Genomic DNA, 17,933 nt, shown 5'->3' on the forward strand with positions numbered 1-17,933 from the left:
CATAACCACCCCGACCGACGAAATCCGACCCCGATCTCTGCAACTGTGGACAAATGGACCGGCTGGACCGTCGCCTACGACGGCTTGCGGCTGCCGCGCCGAGCTCGGCAGGCTTCAGCGCCTCGACCAAGATCAGCGGTTCGTGGACGTTCAAGTCCTCCGCGGTCGGCGCCGACAAGTGGACGTACCTGCCACTGTCGTCGTTCTCCTTCGCTCCAGCCGTAGACCTGGCCAAAGCGCGCCGGGCGGTAAGCCGTACCTGGTGCCGCTCAGTCTGAAGACACAGCCAGGGTCGACTCCGTCGGCCACCCGCAAGATCACTGTCGCCGTCTCCTACGACGAGGGCACCACCTGGCGGCCGGTCAACCTGATCCGGACCGGTACGGACACCTTGCTCGCCGCCCTGCGCCACCCGTCGAAGGGATCAGTTTCCTTCCGCGCCAGTGCGGAACGTGCCGATGGCGGAACCGTCGACTACACAGTGATCCGGGCGTACAACCTGAGGTAATTGCTGTAAGGACAGGAGGTAGTCGGCCCGGCACGCCTGAGTCGGGTGGCGGGCGACCCCGTCACCCGACTACCTCCTGTCCTTAGGATCCGATCAGCTGGATGCCGGGCGGCAAATGCCGTTGGCGGCAGCGCTGGCTGCGAGCGCCTGGGCCGCCGGAGAGCTCGTGGTGTCCTGGGGACGGGTTGTGTGCCGGCCGATCGGGACCACCATCGGCGTGCCGGCGACAGGATCCGGGACGACCTTGACCGCCAGGCCGAACACGTCCTGGACCACCTCCTCGGTGATCACCTGCGAGGGGTTGCCCTCGGCAACGATCGCGCCGTCCTTCATCGCGATCAGGTGGTCGCCGAACCGGCAGGCCTGGTTCAGGTCGTGCAGCACCAGCACGATCGTCCGGTCCTCCGACTTGTTCAGGTCGACCAGTAGATCGAGCACCTCGAACTGGTGCGTCAGGTCGAGGAACGTCGTCGGCTCGTCCAGCAACAGGATGTCGGTCTCCTGCGCCAATGCCATCGCGATCCACACCCGCTGCCGCTGACCGCCGGACAGTTCGTCGATCGGCCGGTCTGCGATCGACAGTACGTCGGTCGAGGTCATCGCTTCCGCAACCGCTTCGTCGTCGGCCCGCGACCACTGCCGGATCCACCGCGTCCGCGGGTACCGCCCGCGCCCGACCAGGTCGGCAACCGTGATCCCTTCCGGCGCGGTCGGCGACTGCGGCAGCAGGCCGAGCTTGGTCGCCACCTCACGTGTCGGGATCTGCTGGATGCTCTTCCCGTCCAGCAGCACCGTCCCGCGCGATGGCTTCAGCAACCGCGCCAGGGTCTTCAGCAGCGTCGACTTGCCGCAGGCGTTGGCGCCGACGATGACCGTGATCTTCCCGGTCGGGATCCGCACCGACAGGTCATGGATGATCTCCCGCTGGTCGTACCCGACCGCGAGACCGTCGGCTGCCAAGCTGTGTTCCACAGGGTTCTCCATCTTTTCAGCCACCACTCCCGACACGGTTGGCCCGCGCCAGCAGGAACATCAGGTACGGCGCGCCGACCACACCGGTCACCACTCCGACCGGCAACTGCGTCTCTCCGAACGCGTGCTGCGCGACCAGGTCCGACAGCCCGACCACGAGCGCCCCGAGCAGACCGGACGTGATCATCGCCGGCCCCGGCGACCGGGTCAGCCGGCGCGCGATCGGCGGCGCGACGAACGCCACGAACCCGATCGGCCCGGCCGCCGCCGTCGCCACCGCCGCCAGCAGTACAGCGACCACGATCAACCCGAGCCGCGCCACCTCGACCCGCAGCCCGAGCCCGTACGCCGTCTCGTCGCCGAGCTGCAGGATCCGCAGCTGCCGCACCAGGAACACCATCAACGGCAGCAGCACGACGAACGTGATCGCCAGCGACCGTACGTTCGACCAGTCCCGCCCGTTCAGGCTCCCGGTCAGCCAGATCAGCGCCTGCTGCGCGATCTCCACCCGAGCCTTGGTGAGCAGGTACGACGTGATGCTGGTGGCGATCGCGCCGATGCCGATCCCGATCAGGATCAACCGGTAACTCGACACCCCGTGCCGCCACGCCAGCACGTACATGATGAAGGCGGTCAGCACCGCGCCGACGATCGCGAACGCCGACACCACGACCCCGGTCACCCCGAGGGTGATGATCGCGAACACGGCGAACGCGCTGGCGCCATACGTCACGCCGATGATGTCCGGGCTCGCCAGCGGGTTGCGGGCGATGCTCTGGAAGATCGCTCCCGACAGGCCCAGCGCCGTACCGACCAGCAGCCCGGTGAGTGCCCTGGGCAACCGCAGCCGGTTGACGATGAACTCGGTCGCCCGGTCGCCGCCCCCGAACAGGGTCTTCACCACGTCGATCACCGGGATCTTGAAGTCACCCAGCGACAGCGAGACGCAGAACGTCGCGAACACCAGGACGGCGAGGACCGCGATGACGACCAGTGAACGAGTCTGCCGGACGGCGCGCGCCCGCGCGATGACGTGGACCGCTTCGGCCGTCACAGGTCGGCCAGCTTCCGGCGTCGTACCAGGATGATGAAGAACGGAGCGCCCAGGACCGCGGTCACGATGCCGACCTGCAGTTCACCGGGCAGCGCCACGACGCGGCCGATCACGTCGGACCCGAGCAGCAGGATCGGCGCCAGCAGCATCGAGTACGGCAGGATCCACCGGTAGTCCGGCCCGGTCACGAGCCGCGCCACATGCGGGATCGTCAACCCGATGAACCCGATCGGCCCCGCCGCCGCGGTCGCCGCGCCACAGAGCAGGACGACGACCACGGCGACGAACACGCGGGCGAGTCCCACCCGCTGACCGAGTGACTTGGCCACGTCATCCCCCAGCGACAACGCGTTCAGCACTCGCCCGCAGAACAAAGCCAGCACGATCCCGACCAGGATGAACGGCGCCACCTGTTCCGCGATGTCGGATCCGCGGCCGGCGAACGATCCCACCGACCAGAACCGGAACTGGTCGAACGTGTCGACGTCACCGATCAGCAAGGCCGTCGTCAGCGACCCGAGCATCGCGGTCAGCGCCGCACCGGCGAGCGCGAGCTTCACCGGCGTCGCGCCCTCGCGCCCGAGCGAACCGAGCAGGTAGACGGCGACCGACGCCGCGGCCGCGCCGAGAAAGGCCAGCCAGACGTACGCCGTCAGCGACGACAAACCGAACCAGTAGATGCCCCCGACAACGAACAACGCCGCGCCGCCGTTCACGCCGAGGATGCCCGGATCGGCCAGCGGGTTCCGGGTCACGCCCTGCATCAGGGCTCCGGACAGACCGAGCGCGGCGCCGACCATCAGACCGATCAGCGTCCGCGGCACCCGCAGCGACCGGACGATCACGTGATCGGTGTCGGACTCGTTGTAGTGCCGGAGCGCATCGATCACCGTCGACAACGGGATCTGCTTGGACCCGATCGCGATGCTGAGCAGCGACACGAGGACCAGCAGGACGACGCAACCGACCAGCCCGAGGACGAGGATGGTCCGCCGGGTTCGGCGCGGGCGCGACGGGACAGCGGTCTCCGGGCCGGCTTCGACCATGGCACTGGGCGGGGGCATTGGACTTTCGGGATCCTCTTAGGTAAGGCTAACCTCTAGATGCCTCAGAATAACCCGGCCGTCCTCGGGTCCGCACCTGAGCCCTCCCCTGCCAGAGTTTATGGAGAAACCACAGCATGACGACTGTGCTCGAGCGACCGATCGTTTTCGACTCGCTCCTGGCCACCGTGGCGGCCGTTGAGGACCTCAGCCCGCACCTGCGCCGCGTGACGTTCGTCGCACCGCGGATCGCGGAGGCGGTCACCGCCGGACCGGACCAGCGCATCAAGGTCCTGCTCGCCCCGCCCAATGGCAGTGCGATCAGACTGCCCTCCGGACCCGAGTGGTACACCGAGTGGTGCGCCCAGCCGGTCGAAAAGCGTTTCATCATGCGCACTTACACCGTGCGAGCACTCCGGCCTGATGTGGCCGAGCTGGACGTCGAGTTCGTCCTGCACGGAGTCAACGGACCTGCGTCGGCCTGGGTGAGTGAAGCCGAGCTGGGCGACCAGGTGGGCCTGCTGCTGCCGTTCGCGGTCGACACGACCAGCACGAAGGGTCTGCTGCACTCGGGCGTCGACTACGTCCCGCCGGCGACCAGCGTGCGCCGGGTCCTGGTCGCGGACGAGACCGCACTGCCGGCGGTGGCAGGCATCCTCGAGGAGCTCCCGGCCGGAGTACATGCCACGGTGTTCATCGCCGTACCGGACGCTGCAGACATGCGCCCGCTGGCAGGCTCTGCTGATGTCACGTGGGTGACGGACGGCTCGCTGCTGGATGCGGTGAAGTCAGCCGAGCTGTTCGCCCCTGACTACGCATGGGTCGCTGGAGAGTCCTCGATGATCAAGGCGGTACGCCGCCACCTCGTGAACGCTGTCGGGATGCCGAAGTCGGCGATCTCCTTCCAGGGCTACTGGAAGCGCGGCGAAGCACACTGCTGAAGGAATCCGGGAGAGCTGGAGGGCAGAGGTTCCAGCCCTCCCGGAAGACTTGCTAGGACGGGTTCTCCGCATGGGTCAGGGTCTCCCACGCGACGAACAGGTTGTTGGAGCCCGCCGGCCGGCGGGACTCCGTCAGCGCCTGGGTGTTCGCCATCGCGATCCCGAGGCGGGTGTGCAAGGCGTTGTAGCCGACCTCGGTGATCGGTCCCAGGCCGCGGTTGAGCGTGCCCTTGCAGAGCCACGACGGCACCGGCTCCAGGTTGCGCTCCCACTTGGACTGGAATCCAAGGGCCTGACGGAGCCGCTCACCGAACTCGGGGTACATGTCGATGCCCTGGATCCGCGCCGTCTCCAGCACGTGGGAGATCGACGAGATGCCGTAGCCGGTGTGGGTGAAGTCGCGGCAGGTCTCCTGAGTCAAGCCTGTCACGAACGTCCCCTGGCCCTGCCAGTAGCTGACGATCTTGTCGCGGGTGTTGAGGTTCTGGCTCGGCACTGTCTTCGGCAGCGCGCCGTCGGACTCCAGATACACGTACGCCGGCACGCGCAGCCGGTAGAGCGCGATCGCCTTGTCGTAGATCGCCTTGTCCTCGAGGAACACCCCGATGCCCTGCAGCGCCTCGATCATGCTCAACTCCCAGTTCCCGTTGGAGTTGGAGCCGTTGATGATCTCGGGGACGTAGACGTTGCGGAGCATGGTGGCGAAGCGGCCGGAGTTCGGCCAGTTGCCGTACACGTGTTTGATGATCTCCGCAGCCTTCGGCCACGAGGACGCGGACCAGGCGGTCTGCAGTGGCGCGTTGCTGTTGGTGTGGTCGCGGATCGTCGCCGACCACGCATCCATCAGCTGGATGGACTTCTGGGCGTAGCGGTCGTCGCGGGTGAGGTACCAGAGCAGTGCGTCGGTGTACGCCGCGATGGCGTCCTCACGTTCGTCGGTGCAGCCGTAGTTCGGGTTCGAGTACGGACCGCACTCCACGACCGCGCGTGGTTTCGGCGTACGAGAAAGCGAGGCGTACGCGCTGTTCTTCGCCTGGTTGAAGGCGTTGGTCCACGGCTGCGCGCCGGCCTGCACCTTGGCCCGGACGAAGTCGAGCTGGGCCACGCTCGACCCGACGCCAGGGTGCGTGAACGTGGCCGGGGCGTCGACTGCTTGTGAGGACGCGACAGCTGGGGTGGAGAGGGTCCCGGCAACCAGCGCCGCACAGGCGGCAGCCAGGACCAGGGGTTTCTTTCTCATGGGCGGTGTCCTGTCTTTCGGGGCGGTAGGACAACTGCGCTTCCCCCAAGTGCCCTGTGCCGGGTGTCACTCGAGTGATTGCGGTGTTCAGGTGCGTGCATCGCGGTGCCGGAGTGAAGGCCTCGATGTGGTTCATCGTGGCCTTTGCTCCGGTGCCGCGAGGTGCGTGCCTGGGCGCCGCAAGCGCCGAGTGCCACCCGGCACAGGGCACAAGCGCAGGGTCTTTTCGAAAGTTTGACGACGGACCGTGAGGGCGTCAACATCTCAGCAGGAAGAAAATTCACCGCAGAACAAAACAGGAGACTTTCCCAGCTCAGTGGAACAAAGTGAGGATCTGTCCCATGAAACGACGCCAGTTCCTGACCGTCGGAACCGCAGTCATGGCCGCCCCGGCACTACCCTCCGTCACCGCCCACGCAGCACCGCCAGCCGGCACGTTGCCGTCCCGGGCCGCGATCTTCGCCACCGTCCGCCGCGTCGCCGACCAGTGGATCGGCTCGCACGCCGACCCCGGCGACAACGGCTGGGCCCGAGCGACGTTCTTCAGCGGTCTGATGGCCGCGTACCGGTTGACCGGTGAGACGCGGTACCTGAACTACACCCGCACGTGGGCCGAGAAGCACGCGTACGGTATCCCCGGCGGGGTCACCACCCGTCACGCCGACAACCACAACTGCATCCAGACGTACCTCGACCTGTACGAACTCGAGCCGTCCGCGAACAAGCTGGCTGCCGCGACGGACACGCTCCAGCGGATGGTCGACAGCACGAAGATCGACGACTGGTGGTGGTGCGACGCCCTCCACATGGCGATGCCGCCCTTCGCGCGGCTCGGGAAGCTCCGCGGCGACCCGGCGTACGCGACGAAGCTCTACCAGCTCTACAACCACACCAAACGGACGCGGCAGCTGTGGATCCCGTCGAGCGGCCTCTGGTACCGCGACGAGCGCTTCCGCCCCGGCGGCATCACGTCGCCCAACGGCAAGCCGGTCGTCTGGTCGCGCGGCAACGGCTGGGTCGCGGCGGCCCACGTCAAGACCCTCAAAACCCTTGCACATCAGGAGTACTCCGACACGCTCAAGCAGCTCGTCACTGCGCTACGACCGATCCAACGCACCGACGGCTTCTGGAACGTGAACCTCACCGACGCCCAGCATCTACCAGGCCCGGAAACCAGCGGCACGGCGTTCTTCGCGTACGCCGTCGGGTACGCCGCCCGTACCGGATTGTTGCCCAGCGCAACCTATCTCCCGGTCGCCGCCCGCGCCTGGAACGGAATGGTCGCCACCGCCGTACAACCGGACGGCTTCCTCGGCTACGTGCAGAAGGTCGGCGACCGACCCGAGTCCAGCCAACCCATCACCTACAACTCGACAGCCGACTTCGGCGTCGGCGCCTTCTTGCTCGCGGGCGCCGAACTGGCAGGTCTCGCGAGTCAGTGACCTAGCTGGCTGGTGATGCGGTCGACGACGATGCTCGTCGCGTAGCGCGTCGTACCCGGCGGCTCGACATCGGTCCAGCCGCCGGTGTACTTCCGCGCGACCGCCTGCTCCAGCGCCAGCTCCGGATCCGGAACCAGGTCGTCGATCCGGCCCCGCAGCTCGACGTAGTACGTCGGCCGGGCCGGGTCGACGATCACCAGCGAGATCAGCGGATTCCGCTGCAGGTTCCGCAGCTTCTGCCGCCCGTCCACCAGGCTGATGCGCACCCGCTCGCCGTCCCACAAGAACCACAGCGGCGTCACCTGCGGTTCGCCTCGCCGGCCGATCGTCCCCACCATCGCGATCGCCGTCGAAGCCAGCAGGTCATGAAACTCGCCAGGAATCTCCACGGAGGCGAGAATATGCTCAGCTGAGGGCGAGCTCGCCGGCGTGGATACCGGCCGCGTCGAGCAGCGCGGCGGCGGTGATCGCACCGATACCGCCGAGCGGCTGGGCGCGAACGACCGCACGCGCGGCCGCGCCGTCGAAGATCATCGTGAGCTGGACGGCCAGCGTGGACGGATCCTCCGCGCCTGCCTTCACCAGCTCGCGGTGGAAGAAATCGGTGAGCTGCTGCTTGAAGTGCCGCGCCACCACGGACCCCGGGTGCTCGGGGTTCTTCAGCTCCACCGCCGTACTCACATACGGGCAGCCGAGGTAGTTGCCCGCCGCAACCATGGCGTCCTGCCGGTCGAACACGGTGAGGATCCGCTCCCGCGGCGGGCGGTCGTCCTCGGCGCCCGGGTGCAGCATCGTCTGGTACGCCGGACCGCGGCTGGCCAGGCTCTCCGCGATCAGCTCGTCCTTCGACCGGAACAGCTGGTACATGGACTTCTTCGACACCCCCGCCGCCTTGCAGAGCGCGTCCACGCCGATGTTGACGCCGTCGCGGTAGAAGAGTTCGCCCGCGGCGTCCAGGAGCCGCTCACGGGGAGTTGCGGAAGTGCTCATGCCATCGAGGGTACCGGCTGGATTTGAAATCAGAAACCGATCGGTTTACGGTGATGGAAACAGATCAGTTTCCCCTGAGGAGTTCCAGATGACCACACTCGAAGGCGCCGTCGTCCTCGTCACCGGCGGGCAGCGCGGGATCGGTAAGGCGATCGTCGACGACCTGCTCACCCGCGGCGCGGCGAAGGTCTACGCGACCGCCCGTACGCCGAAGCCGAGCACCGACCCGCGCGTCGTGCCGCTGCCGCTCGAGATCACCGACCAGGCCTCGATCGACGCCCTCGCCGCGGCCGCGCCGGACGTCACGGTGCTGATCAACAACGCCGGCGCGAGCTCGCCGGACAGCTACCTCGACGCCCCGGTCGAGGACGTCCGCGCGGTCTTCGAGGCGAACTTCTTCGGCCCGCTCCAGCTCACCCGGGCGTTCGTCCCGATCATCGAGCGCAACGGCGGCGGCCACCTCCTGAACGCCCACTCGGCCTTGTCCTGGGTCGCCCGGCACGGCGCGTACTCCGCCACGAAGGCCGCGTTCTGGCTGCAGACCAACGCGATCCGGCTCGAACTGCTGAACCGCGGCATCGGCGTCACCGGCCTGCACATGGGGTACGTCGACACCGACATGACGACCGCCGTGACCGCGCCGAAGTCCCGCCCTGAGGACATCGCCAAGCACGCGCTCGACGGCATCGAGTCCGGAGCGTACGAGGTCCTCGCCGACGACACCGCCCGCGGCGCGAAGGCCGCGACAGCGCTCGACCTGACTGCCGTCTATCCCGAGCTAGCCGGCTGACACGTAGACGTCACGGTCGCGGGTGTACTCCATGGCACCCGCGATCCCGTCGGCCACGTCGGCGCCGAGTTCGCGCTCGACGACGTACAGAGCCAGATCGATCCCCGCGGTGATGCCGCCCGCGGTGACCAGCGTGCCGTCGTCGACGACGCGGTTGGTCTTCAACTCGGCGCCGAATGCCTCCAGCTCGGCCCACGCGCCGCGGTTGGTCGTCGCCGCGCGGCCCTTCACCAGACCGGCCTCGGCGAGCAGCATCGAGCCGGTGCACACCGAACCGATCCACTGCAGGGACGGCGCCAGCTCGGCGATCCGCGCCGGCATCACGCCGCGACGCGCCTCGGCCCACGCGCCCTTCTCCGCGCGGTTCATCCAGCCACCACCCGGAACGAACAGCGCGTCCGGCCGGCCGAGACCCTGAGGCGCCTTGAACTGCAGCCCGTGCAGCCCGGTCACCTCGACCGGGCCGTCCAGCCCCACCAGCGCCATCTCGAACCCGGGCCGCCGCGACGCGTGACTCCACACCTCGAACGGCCCCATCACGTCCATCTCGTCCACACCGTCGAACACCAGAATCTCGATCCGCATACCCCTACCCAACTGGGGCGCGCGGACCGGAGCCAGTGGCCAGCGGGCCGTGGTTCGCAAGATTCTGGCCACCTCTCGGCGCACGGTTGGCACCGTTGGGCGATCCGGGCTGGCACTCGAGGTGATCGGTTGACTACATCTGGTGGAGACACCCCGCCGCCCACGGAGGTTCGCCATGCGACGTTCGGCCGCTGTTGTCCTGACTCTGCTCGCCGCATCCCTTGTCGTCCTACCGACACCCGCCAGTGCTGCCACGGCGTGTGATGCCGCGGCTGCCGGGTTCACCCCCGTCCTCCAACTGGATCTGCCCGAACGGGCCAACTACCTGAACACCACTCCTCCGTACAGCCTCGACCGGACCGCGGAGATCGGGTCCAACTTCGACCGTGTCGGGTACTGCCTGGAACTCGACGGGCAGTGGGTGTGGACGGCGATGGAACCGTTCAGCACCGACGCGCGGCGGATCGGTCTGCCGACCCGGCCGGGCGAGATCGTGCGCCAACGCGTCGGCGATCTCGACGTGCGATCCAACGTGCCCGGCGTGACCGAGGGCACGGGTCAGTCCGGGTACGTGGAGATGTGGCCGAACCAGTACGCGAAGACAGCCAGTGCCCAAGTGGCGAACGCATCGGCGACCACGTACGACGCCGACGACAGCCCGACCACGCCTCTCGGCTACGGCTCGTTCCAGGTCTCGCAGGTCGGGCCGACTCGGCCGTCGACCGTGCCTGCGAAGCCGGTGTTCGCGATCAACACCTTCACGCAGTCGGACACCGGTCTGCTGTCGCTCGGCATCGGCGCGAGGCCCATAGCCGACCCGGACTGGACGTTCGCCGACAACGCAGCGCAGTACACCCAGCGTCGGCTGACGGCGTACGTGCGCACCTCGATCGTCACACTGACCGAGTCGCCTCAGGACCGTCAGTTGATCCCCCGGGACGCTTCCGGCGGCGCGGTAGCGCCCGTCGCCGGCCGGATCACCGATCCGCGGGTGAAGAGCGTGCAACTGAAGGTGATCGGCAACGGCAAGACCGACGTCTACACGTCAGCGTCGAGGGAGTTCCGGTTCACGCCGCGGATCCGGGCGGGGTTGCACGAGTACACGTTCGAACTGCAGGCGCTCGGCCGGGTGGTGGCTCGTCGCGAGGGCATCGTGTCCGGTGACACGTACGTCGTCCAAGGGCAGTCGAATGCGGAAGCGTCGATGTACAACGGCGCCGCGAGCGGCGAGGAATCGCCGTACCTGCGCAGTTTCGGCAGCCCTGTCTCCGATCCGACGATCTCCGCCGCGGACCGCGTCTGGGGCTACGCGACCGGCGACGTGTCCCGGCAGACGGGCTCGATCGGGCAGTGGGCGATCCGGATGGGCCGGCAGCTCGTCGACAAGTACAAGGTTCCCATCGCCCTCATCAACGGCGCGCATGGTGGTCAGCCGATCGGCTTCTTCCAGCGCAATGACACGAACCCCGACGACATCGCCACCAACTACGGCCGGCTTCGGCAGCGGCTGGCGGCCGCAGGCGTCATGGGACACCTCCGCGGCGTTCTCTGGTACCAGGGCGAGTCCGACAACGACAACGCGGCCGTGCACGTCAGCGGCTTCACGTCGCTCCTACAGGACTGGCGCTCGGACTTCGGGACGACACCGAAGTACTACGTCTACCAAGTCCGTACGTCGCCCTGTAGCAACTCGACGCTTACTAACCTGCGTGAGGCGCAGCGTGAGATGGGTGACACGCTCGGCGTCACCGTGCTGTCGACCACCGGGCTCTCCGGCCACGACGGCTGCCACTACGCGTACGCCGGTGGCTACCGCGACATGGGTGACCACGCGTACGCCGTACTCGCTCGTGACCTGTACGGCGGGCCGTCCGCGGGCGTGGCTCCGCCGAACCCACTTGATGTCACGGCCAGCGGTTCGCAGCTGACTGTGCGCCTGCGGTCCAACGACACGCTCACCGTGGAGGACGGCGTGGCTGCTGACTTCCGTGTCGACGGCGCTGCGGTGGCGGTGACATCCGTCGCCTACCAGCCGGGCAAGCTGGTGCTGCAGCTGTCCGGTCCACCAACCGGAGCGACTGCCCTCACCTACCAGGCCCATCTGCGTGCGGGGCCGTGGATCACGAACGCCGTCGGAGCGGGTCTGCTGACCTTCACCCTGCCGATCGGGATGAATTGGTCTGCTGTCGACGTACCGTAGAAGGCATGTCAGTGACAGGGGGGCCGCCTTCCACCCGCGAAGAGGAGGTGGAAGAGCGGGTCGGGCCGTATCGGCTGATCCGACGGCTCGGACAGGGTGGCATGGGTGTCGTCTACCTGGCCGAGGGGCCCGAACACCAAGAGGTCGCGCTGAAGGTGCTGCGGTCGCACGTGGCGCACGACCCGATCGCGCGGGCCCGGTTGCAGCGCGAAGCGACCACACTGCAGAAGGTGAACCACCCTGGTGTGGCAGGCATCCTCGACCACGACTTGGAGGGTGAGCGGCCCTACCTCGTGACCCGCTTCGTTCCTGGTCGCCCGCTGGACGAACAGGTGGACGAGCGCGGACCGCTGACCCCGCGCAAGTGGCTCCCACTGGCCGGCTGCCTCGCAGAGTCACTGCAGGCGATCCACGCGGCCGGAGTGATCCACCGCGACCTCAAGCCCGGCAACGTGATGATGTGCAACGGCAAGCCGGTGATGATCGACTTCGGCATCGCACAGGCCGCCGACGACCTGCGACTCACCCAGACCGGTCTGGTGATCGGTACGCCGGGCTACCTGGCACCTGAGCTCATCGAGGGCGAGATGGTGTCGCAGTCCGCGGACTGGTGGGGCTGGGCGGCCACTGCGGCGTTCGCCGCGACCGGACGCCGGCCGTTCGGCAAGGGACCGTTCGAGGCGGTGCTGGCCCGGGTGCATTCGGGGCAGGCCGACCTGGACGGGCTGGACCCGCGACTGAAGTCACTGCTCGCCGCGGCGCTCTCACCCAACAAGGCCGACCGGCCGACGCAGGAAGAGATCATGACCGGCCTCAGCCGGTACGCCGAGGGTCGCGACGCGCTCCCCCCACGTGAAGCTCAGACCGTGGCCGCCGTACCGCCGACTAAGTTGGTGACGAAGCTCATGCCGACGGAGGAACCCGCGGTCGAGGAGCCGACGGGCCCGACGCCGACCCAGGTGGCGCAGCTGGTTCCGCCGGTGATTCCGCCGCTGTCCGCGTTCGCTCCGATGCGGGACAAGATCCGCGACGCCGCCACGAAGAAGCCGGTGGCTGAGGCACCTCCTGTCTACAACCCGTATGCACCAGCGCCGTACCAGAGTGCGCCGCCGTACCAGAGCGGTCCTCCGGTGCCCTATCAGCAGCCTGCTCAGCCGGTGCCTGTCCCAGCTCAACCAGCCCGACCGGTCAAGACTCCACCGACCGGTCGACGTACAGCGGTCATCGTCGGCTGCATGCTCGCGCTCACCGGGCTGGTCGCCCTGACTCCGGGCCTCGGCACAGTGGTGGCCATCCTGCTGCTGGTGCTCGCCCGGACGGTGGACCGCTCGAGTACGGCGCTCATGCGGCGCCGTCAGGTCCGCGGCCGGTCCGGGAAGTCGGACGGCGTTGTCGCGCTGGCCGCCAGCCCCGTGCAACTCGCCACTGCTGTCCTGATCACCCTGCCGTGCCTGATCCTCCCGCTCCTCACAGCGGTTGTTGTCGGCGGCATCGTCACCGGCGTCGCCGCCTCGGCATACGGGCTCGAGTGGCCGCCGCTGTCGGCCGTCGGCTTCGGTACGGCGGCACTCACCGCGCTGTTCTGCTGCTGGTGGGGACCTGGCGGCAGCTCACTGCGCCGCGGTGCGCACATCGCAGCACGCAACACGTTCCGGCCGCACTGGTTCTCCGGCCTGATGGCCGTCGTACTGCTGGCGATCGGTGGCGTGACCTTCTACCTGGCCACGCAGGGCGAGGGGGCCGGGTGGGCGCGAAGCCCGATCCAGACGCCGAACATCGAGCGCCCGACGCTCGGGGACCTGCGCCACGCGCCGTTCATCCGGGACCTCCCCATCGTCGGCAACTGACGACGGGGAGGCTCGCGGCTCGTCGGCTCAGAGCTGGACGATCTGGCTGCGCTCCGGACCCACGCCGATGGCGGAGATGCGGGCGCCGCTGAGCGACTCGACCGCGCGGACGTAGGACTGCGCTTCCTTCGGCAGGTCCTCGAACGAGCGGCAGCCGGAGATGTCGTCCGACCAGCCGTCGAACTCTTCGTAGACCGGGACCGCGTGGTGGAAGTCGGTCTGGGTCATCGGCATCTCGTCGTGCCGGACGCCGCTCACCTCGTACGCGACGCAGACCGGGATCTTGTCGCGCCCGGTCAACGTGTCCAGCTTGGTGAGGACGAAGTCGGAGACGCCGTTCACCCGTGCGGCGTACCGGGCGATGACCGAGTCGTACCAACCACACCGGCGCGGCCGGCCGGTCGTCGTACCGAACTCGAAGCCCTGCTGCCGCAGCCACTCGCCGTCCGCGTCCAGCAGCTCGGTCGGGAACGGCCCCTCGCCGACGCGGGTGGTGTACGCCTTCACGACGGCCATCACGCGGTCGATCCGGGTCGGCGGGATGCCGGTGCCGGTGCAGGCGCCCGCCGAGATCGCGTTCGAGGAGGTGACGAACGGGTACGTGCCGTGGTCGACGTCGAGCAGCGTGGCCTGACCGGCCTCCATCAGCACGGTCTTGCCGTCGTCGAGCGCCTTGTTCAGCAGCAGGCTGGTGTCGGCGACCATCGGCTTCAGGCGGTCCGCGTACGCGAGCAGCTCGTCGAGGACCTCACGGATCTCGACAGCGCGCCGGTTGTACACCTTCACCAGCAGCTGGTTCTTCTGCTCCAGCGCACCGGTGACCTTCTGCTCGAGGATCTTCTCGTCGTACAGGTCCTGGATCCGGATCCCGATCCGGTTCATCTTGTCGGCGTACGTCGGACCGATACCACGGCCCGTCGTACCGATCCGGCGGCTGCCGAGGAACCGCTCGGTGACCTTGTCGAGGGTCCGGTTGTACGGCGGGATCACGTGCGCGCTCGCACTGACCACCAGCCGGGAGGTGTCCACTCCGCGCGCCTGCAGCGCGTCGAGCTCCTCGAACAGCACGCTGAGGTCGACCACGACCCCGTTGCCGATCACCGGCGTGACGCCCGGCGTGAGGATGCCGCTCGGGAGCAGGTGCAGCGCGTACTTCTCGGACCCGATCACGACCGTGTGGCCGGCGTTGTTACCGCCGTTGAACTTCACCACGTAGTCGATGACCTCGCCCGTGTTGCCGAGCAGATCGGTCGCCTTGCCTTTGCCCTCATCGCCCCACTGGGCGCCGACGAGCACGATTGCGGGCATCTCAGCCCTCCTCTTCACGCACCGGCCTCACGCCCCGTGGCGGCCGGTGCTGGAAACGGTGAAGCCCGGAGACGTTCACCGGACATTCATCCGGCAACGCATCCAGGCTCTTGCGACCAAAGCCTACCGGACCGGAGCTCACTCGTTTCGGGCTTGTCCACAACCCTCCAGCGATCGTTTCAAGTCGCTGTTTCATCAGGTGACGGGTTGCCATTTTCCGTGATCGCGTGCACACTCTTAGTCAGCGGCCCGCCGAAACTGCCGCAGGGGACGGTTCCGGCGGGCCGCTTCCTCGTTTCCCTGGAAACGCAGCCTTATGCGCTCACTGCGCGCCGGCCGCCAGCCACTCGTTGATCCGCCGCTCGGCCTCCTCACGGGAGACGTCCTCGACCCGGGTCATGATCGCCCAGCGGTGCCCGAACGGGTCGATGACGGTGCCGAACCGGTCGCCGGTCAGGAAGGTCTGCACCTCTTCCACGGACGTCGCGCCCGCCTCGATCGCCTTCGCGTACGTCGCGTCCACGTCCGGCACGTAGTGCACCAGCGACGAGTGCACCCAGTCGCCGGCCGGCGCCCGCAGCCCGATCTGCGGCATCGCGTCACTCATCTGGAGCATCGAGTTGCCGAACTTCAGCTCGGCGTGCGCGACCTTTCCGTCCGGCAGGTCCTGCCGGCTGATCACCTCGGCGCCGAACACCGACGTGTAGAACTCGATCGCCTTCGGCCCGTCGGCGACGGCGAGGTAGGGGGTCAGCGAGTGATAACTGTCGGGGATGGGGTTTACGGTGTTCGTCGTCATGACTCACAGTCAATCTGCTGAGCCCCCGAGGGTCTTGTAAGAAAGCGACAGCCAGCTTGACGGAACCGTCCAGCAGCGAGAAGGGGATCCTGCACCCCCGCGAGCAGGCCCGGCACCGCTCGCTGAACCGGCTCGCCGCAGGGCCGGAGGCAGGGCGGTTCGTGGAGTGGTACTGGATCGTCGAGTGGGATCTCGACGAGCCGTACACGGCCGAGGTGCTGCCGTTCCCGTCGGTGAACGTGACGTTCGAGCAGCCGGGCGGCGCCTTCGTGAACGGCGTCTGCACGCGCAAGTTCGAGCGTGAGCTGCGCGGGCGCGGGCGTGCGTTCGGGGTGAAGTTCTGGGCCGGCGGCTTCGGCGCGATCACCGGTCTCGACGTCGGCTCGTTCCGCGACGAGGTGCTGCCGATCACCGCGGTCTTCCCCGACGGCGATCGGCTCGCGGACCTGATGTTCGAGGCCGAGTCCGACGTACGGCGTCGCGCGGTGTTCGAGGCGTTCCTGCGCGATCACCTGGCGCCGCCCGATCCGTCGTACGAGCTGGTCCGGGAGATCGTGTCGACGATGGCCTCCGATCGCTCGGTCGCCCGCGTGGACGAGATCACCGAGCGTTTCGACGTACCGATCCGCACGCTGCAACGGCTCTTCCGGCGGTACGTCGGCGTGGGTCCGAAGTGGGTGCTCCGGCGCTATCGGCTGCACGACGGCGCGGAGCTGCTCGCCCAGGGCGAAGTCGCCGAGCTTGCGGAACTGTCCGCGTCACTCGGCTACTTCGACCAGGCCCATTTCTCCAAGGAGTTCAAGCAGCAGATCGGGCTGACGCCGGCCGAGTACGCGGCACGCGCCGCGGCCGAACGCCAGATCACCTACCGCTGACCTTCACGATCACCGCCATCGCCGTTGCCGTCAGCGCCGCTCCGAGTGCTACCGCGAAGCCGCACTGCGGGCTGTGCCCGTCGACGACCCAGCCGGCAAACGCCGAGCCCAGCGCCATACCTGCCGCGCCGCCTGAGTTCACCCAGGTGAAGGCCTGGGTCAGGACCGCGGAGTCGACGGCCGACTCGGTCAGCACCGCCGACAGGGTCTGGAACGGCGCGATCGCCAGGCCGGGAAGGGCCAACGCGAAAGCTGCGGTCAGCGGGCTGTGCGCCGCGATCAAGGGCAAACAGCTCAGGGCCAGCCAGACGAAGGCGATGACGAACTGCGTCTCCGGGGCGGTCCGCCAGCGCTTCGCGCCGTACAGGAGGCCAGCGAAGAGACTCACCAGGCTGGTGATGCTGTAGAGCGGTCCGGCGAGGCCCGGCGTACCTCGTGAGACTGCGAACGCCGTGACGGAGACCTGCATGCTGCCGAAGAACAGGCCGATGCCCACGTTCGTGCCGACGAGGCCGACGAATCGCTTGTGCAGCAAGCGTTTCGGACTCTCGTGCTGACCAGGTCTGCTCGGCGGCGGTGCCGTGCCACGTTGCGCTGCGAGCAGGAAGCCTCCCGCCAGCAGCAGACTGGCTGCGAGTGTGGATCCTGTTGCCGGACCACTCGACGAGCTCACCATGCCGATCAGCACCGGACCGACCATGAAGGCGACGCCGACGCTCAGCGACTCCAAGGCGAAGGCCGTCGACAGGAGCGGCGTTTGCCGGAGAGCATGCGACCATCTCGCGCCGGTCTGCGCACTGATCTGCGGCAGTGAACCGCCTGCCAGCACGCCAGCGGCGATCAGAACCGCGATCGGCGCACCCGACAGGGTCAATCCGATCAGTACGGCCACGGCGGCTGCATGGGCGAGGAGGGTGATCGGCAACATCCGGGTCTGACCGAAACGGTCGATGAGCCGGGCGACCTGCGGTCCGGCGACCGCTTCGGCAACGGCGAATCCGCCGGTGACGCTACCGGCCGCGGCGTACGAGCCAGTTGATCCGTGGACGAGCCAGACGATGCCGAGGCCCGTCATGGCGATCCCGATCCGGGCCGGGGCCGCCGCTAGGTAGAACTTCCACGCGCCAGGAGTTTGCAGTACCGCTGCGTAGGTGTTGGAGGGCGCGTCGATCCGTCCGGTGAGAGCCGGCACGGTGTGACCTTCCGCTGCCCGATGGGGCGGGGACCCGACCGTGGGCGTCCAGCTTCGCCGGTCTGTCCGTCCGCCTAGAACCGTCCATGTTCGGCAGACAACGGGGACGCTCACCGCCTGCCGGCACTGTCAACGGGCAGAAACCTT

18 protein-coding genes are annotated in these 17,933 nt (G+C 68.0%); 8 read left to right on the plus strand and 10 right to left on the minus strand.

The window, feature by feature from the left end:
- Window positions 1-53: 53 nt before the first annotated feature.
- Window positions 54-278 (plus strand): hypothetical protein, encoded by a 225-nt coding sequence (locus ACLJOO_RS09000; protein ID WP_410786406.1) that lies wholly within the window; start codon window positions 54-56, stop codon window positions 276-278.
- The gene (locus ACLJOO_RS09005; RefSeq protein ID WP_410786407.1) at window positions 263-508 is read left to right on the plus strand and encodes a hypothetical protein; all 246 of its coding nucleotides are present in this window, start codon (window positions 263-265) and stop codon (window positions 506-508) included. Before ACLJOO_RS09000 ends, ACLJOO_RS09005 begins: the two co-directional genes overlap by 16 nt.
- Window positions 509-601: 93 nt before the next feature.
- Here ACLJOO_RS09005 and ACLJOO_RS09010 read toward each other — a convergent pair whose 3' ends face one another.
- Genes ACLJOO_RS09010 through ACLJOO_RS09020 form a run of 3 tightly spaced genes read right to left on the minus strand, consistent with a single transcriptional unit; the run spans window position 602 to window position 3,598 of the window.
- On the minus strand, window positions 602-1,492 hold the full coding sequence (locus tag ACLJOO_RS09010) for an ABC transporter ATP-binding protein (RefSeq protein ID WP_410786408.1): 891 nt from the start codon (window positions 1,490-1,492) through the stop codon (window positions 602-604).
- Window positions 1,493-1,496: 4 nt separating this feature from the next.
- Entirely contained in the window at window positions 1,497-2,534 is a 1,038-nt protein-coding gene (locus tag ACLJOO_RS09015; RefSeq protein ID WP_410786409.1) for a FecCD family ABC transporter permease, read from the minus strand.
- Window positions 2,531-3,598, minus strand: a complete 1,068-nt coding sequence (locus ACLJOO_RS09020) for a FecCD family ABC transporter permease (protein ID WP_410786410.1) — start codon at window positions 3,596-3,598, stop codon at window positions 2,531-2,533. The genes ACLJOO_RS09015 and ACLJOO_RS09020 overlap by 4 nt, the downstream gene beginning before the upstream one ends.
- A gap of 116 nt (window positions 3,599-3,714) precedes the next feature.
- Between ACLJOO_RS09020 and ACLJOO_RS09025 the strand changes: the two genes are divergently transcribed.
- Window positions 3,715-4,518, plus strand: a complete 804-nt coding sequence (locus ACLJOO_RS09025; RefSeq protein WP_410786411.1) for a siderophore-interacting protein — start codon at window positions 3,715-3,717, stop codon at window positions 4,516-4,518.
- A 52-nt stretch (window positions 4,519-4,570) separates the two neighbouring features.
- Here the strand turns inward: ACLJOO_RS09025 and ACLJOO_RS09030 are convergent, their stop codons facing one another.
- On the minus strand, window positions 4,571-5,758 hold the full coding sequence (locus ACLJOO_RS09030; RefSeq protein ID WP_410786412.1) for an alginate lyase family protein: 1,188 nt from the start codon (window positions 5,756-5,758) through the stop codon (window positions 4,571-4,573).
- 341 nt (window positions 5,759-6,099) lie between these two features.
- Between ACLJOO_RS09030 and ACLJOO_RS09035 the strand changes: the two genes are divergently transcribed.
- Window positions 6,100-7,200, plus strand: coding sequence for a glycoside hydrolase family 88 protein (locus ACLJOO_RS09035; protein WP_410786413.1), 1,101 nt, complete (start codon window positions 6,100-6,102; stop codon window positions 7,198-7,200).
- Here ACLJOO_RS09035 and ACLJOO_RS09040 read toward each other — a convergent pair.
- Window positions 7,194-7,589: a PPOX class F420-dependent oxidoreductase gene (locus ACLJOO_RS09040; protein WP_410786414.1), complete on the minus strand. Its 396-nt coding sequence runs from the start codon at window positions 7,587-7,589 to the stop codon at window positions 7,194-7,196. The two genes, ACLJOO_RS09035 and ACLJOO_RS09040, sit on opposite strands and share 7 nt — an antisense overlap.
- A gap of 16 nt (window positions 7,590-7,605) precedes the next feature.
- Window positions 7,606-8,190, minus strand: a complete 585-nt coding sequence (locus tag ACLJOO_RS09045) for a TetR/AcrR family transcriptional regulator (protein ID WP_410786415.1) — start codon at window positions 8,188-8,190, stop codon at window positions 7,606-7,608.
- A gap of 88 nt (window positions 8,191-8,278) precedes the next feature.
- On the opposite strand from ACLJOO_RS09045, the gene ACLJOO_RS09050 reads away from it, so the two are divergent.
- A complete protein-coding gene (locus tag ACLJOO_RS09050; protein ID WP_410786416.1) occupies window positions 8,279-8,980 on the plus strand; it encodes an SDR family oxidoreductase in 702 nt (233 codons plus the stop codon).
- Here the strand turns inward: ACLJOO_RS09050 and ACLJOO_RS09055 are convergent.
- Window positions 8,969-9,565, minus strand: coding sequence for a DJ-1/PfpI family protein (locus tag ACLJOO_RS09055; protein WP_410786417.1), 597 nt, complete (start codon window positions 9,563-9,565; stop codon window positions 8,969-8,971). The two genes, ACLJOO_RS09050 and ACLJOO_RS09055, sit on opposite strands and share 12 nt — an antisense overlap.
- 175 nt (window positions 9,566-9,740) lie before the next feature.
- On the opposite strand from ACLJOO_RS09055, the gene ACLJOO_RS09060 reads away from it, so the two are divergent.
- Together ACLJOO_RS09060 and ACLJOO_RS09065 are read left to right on the plus strand one after the other, a co-directional pair.
- On the plus strand, window positions 9,741-11,765 hold the full coding sequence (locus tag ACLJOO_RS09060; protein ID WP_410786418.1) for a sialate O-acetylesterase: 2,025 nt from the start codon (window positions 9,741-9,743) through the stop codon (window positions 11,763-11,765).
- A 5-nt stretch (window positions 11,766-11,770) separates the two neighbouring features.
- Window positions 11,771-13,612 (plus strand): protein kinase domain-containing protein, encoded by a 1,842-nt coding sequence (locus ACLJOO_RS09065; protein WP_410786419.1) that lies wholly within the window; start codon window positions 11,771-11,773, stop codon window positions 13,610-13,612.
- A 27-nt stretch (window positions 13,613-13,639) separates the two neighbouring features.
- Here ACLJOO_RS09065 and ACLJOO_RS09070 read toward each other — a convergent pair whose 3' ends face one another.
- Window positions 13,640-14,920: an adenylosuccinate synthase gene (locus ACLJOO_RS09070; protein ID WP_410786420.1), complete on the minus strand. Its 1,281-nt coding sequence runs from the start codon at window positions 14,918-14,920 to the stop codon at window positions 13,640-13,642.
- Between the two features lie 322 nt (window positions 14,921-15,242).
- Complete coding sequence (locus ACLJOO_RS09075; RefSeq protein WP_410786421.1) at window positions 15,243-15,719, minus strand: VOC family protein; 477 nt, start codon at window positions 15,717-15,719, stop codon at window positions 15,243-15,245.
- A 56-nt stretch (window positions 15,720-15,775) separates the two neighbouring features.
- Between ACLJOO_RS09075 and ACLJOO_RS09080 the strand changes: the two genes are divergently transcribed.
- Window positions 15,776-16,594: a DUF6597 domain-containing transcriptional factor gene (locus tag ACLJOO_RS09080; protein ID WP_410786422.1), complete on the plus strand. Its 819-nt coding sequence runs from the start codon at window positions 15,776-15,778 to the stop codon at window positions 16,592-16,594.
- Here ACLJOO_RS09080 and ACLJOO_RS09085 read toward each other — a convergent pair.
- Complete coding sequence (locus tag ACLJOO_RS09085) at window positions 16,581-17,786, minus strand: MFS transporter (RefSeq protein ID WP_410786423.1); 1,206 nt, start codon at window positions 17,784-17,786, stop codon at window positions 16,581-16,583. The genes ACLJOO_RS09080 and ACLJOO_RS09085 overlap by 14 nt on opposite strands.
- Window positions 17,787-17,933: the final 147 nt, after the last annotated feature.

Source organism: Kribbella sp. C-35, assembly GCF_046549195.1.
Classification (GTDB): Bacteria; Actinomycetota; Actinomycetes; order Propionibacteriales; family Kribbellaceae; genus Kribbella.

What these genes read in the sequence shown, in the direction of transcription:
- ACLJOO_RS09070 (WP_410786420.1), bottom strand. Translation starts at nt 14,920, where the DNA reads ATGCCCGCAATCGTGCTCGTCGGCGCCCAGTGGGGCGATGAGGGCAAA.
- ACLJOO_RS09050 (WP_410786416.1), top strand. Translation starts at nt 8,279, where the DNA reads ATGACCACACTCGAAGGCGCCGTCGTCCTCGTCACCGGCGGGCAGCGC.
- ACLJOO_RS09055 (WP_410786417.1), bottom strand. Translation starts at nt 9,565, where the DNA reads ATGCGGATCGAGATTCTGGTGTTCGACGGTGTGGACGAGATGGACGTG.
- ACLJOO_RS09035 (WP_410786413.1), top strand. Translation starts at nt 6,100, where the DNA reads ATGAAACGACGCCAGTTCCTGACCGTCGGAACCGCAGTCATGGCCGCC.
- ACLJOO_RS09060 (WP_410786418.1), top strand. Translation starts at nt 9,741, where the DNA reads ATGCGACGTTCGGCCGCTGTTGTCCTGACTCTGCTCGCCGCATCCCTT.
- ACLJOO_RS09010 (WP_410786408.1), bottom strand. Translation starts at nt 1,492, where the DNA reads ATGGAGAACCCTGTGGAACACAGCTTGGCAGCCGACGGTCTCGCGGTC.
- ACLJOO_RS09000 (WP_410786406.1), top strand. Translation starts at nt 54, where the DNA reads ATGGACCGGCTGGACCGTCGCCTACGACGGCTTGCGGCTGCCGCGCCG.
- ACLJOO_RS09025 (WP_410786411.1), top strand. Translation starts at nt 3,715, where the DNA reads ATGACGACTGTGCTCGAGCGACCGATCGTTTTCGACTCGCTCCTGGCC.
- ACLJOO_RS09020 (WP_410786410.1), bottom strand. Translation starts at nt 3,598, where the DNA reads ATGCCCCCGCCCAGTGCCATGGTCGAAGCCGGCCCGGAGACCGCTGTC.
- ACLJOO_RS09075 (WP_410786421.1), bottom strand. Translation starts at nt 15,719, where the DNA reads ATGACGACGAACACCGTAAACCCCATCCCCGACAGTTATCACTCGCTG.
- ACLJOO_RS09045 (WP_410786415.1), bottom strand. Translation starts at nt 8,190, where the DNA reads ATGAGCACTTCCGCAACTCCCCGTGAGCGGCTCCTGGACGCCGCGGGC.
- ACLJOO_RS09030 (WP_410786412.1), bottom strand. Translation starts at nt 5,758, where the DNA reads ATGAGAAAGAAACCCCTGGTCCTGGCTGCCGCCTGTGCGGCGCTGGTT.
- ACLJOO_RS09065 (WP_410786419.1), top strand. Translation starts at nt 11,771, where the DNA reads ATGTCAGTGACAGGGGGGCCGCCTTCCACCCGCGAAGAGGAGGTGGAA.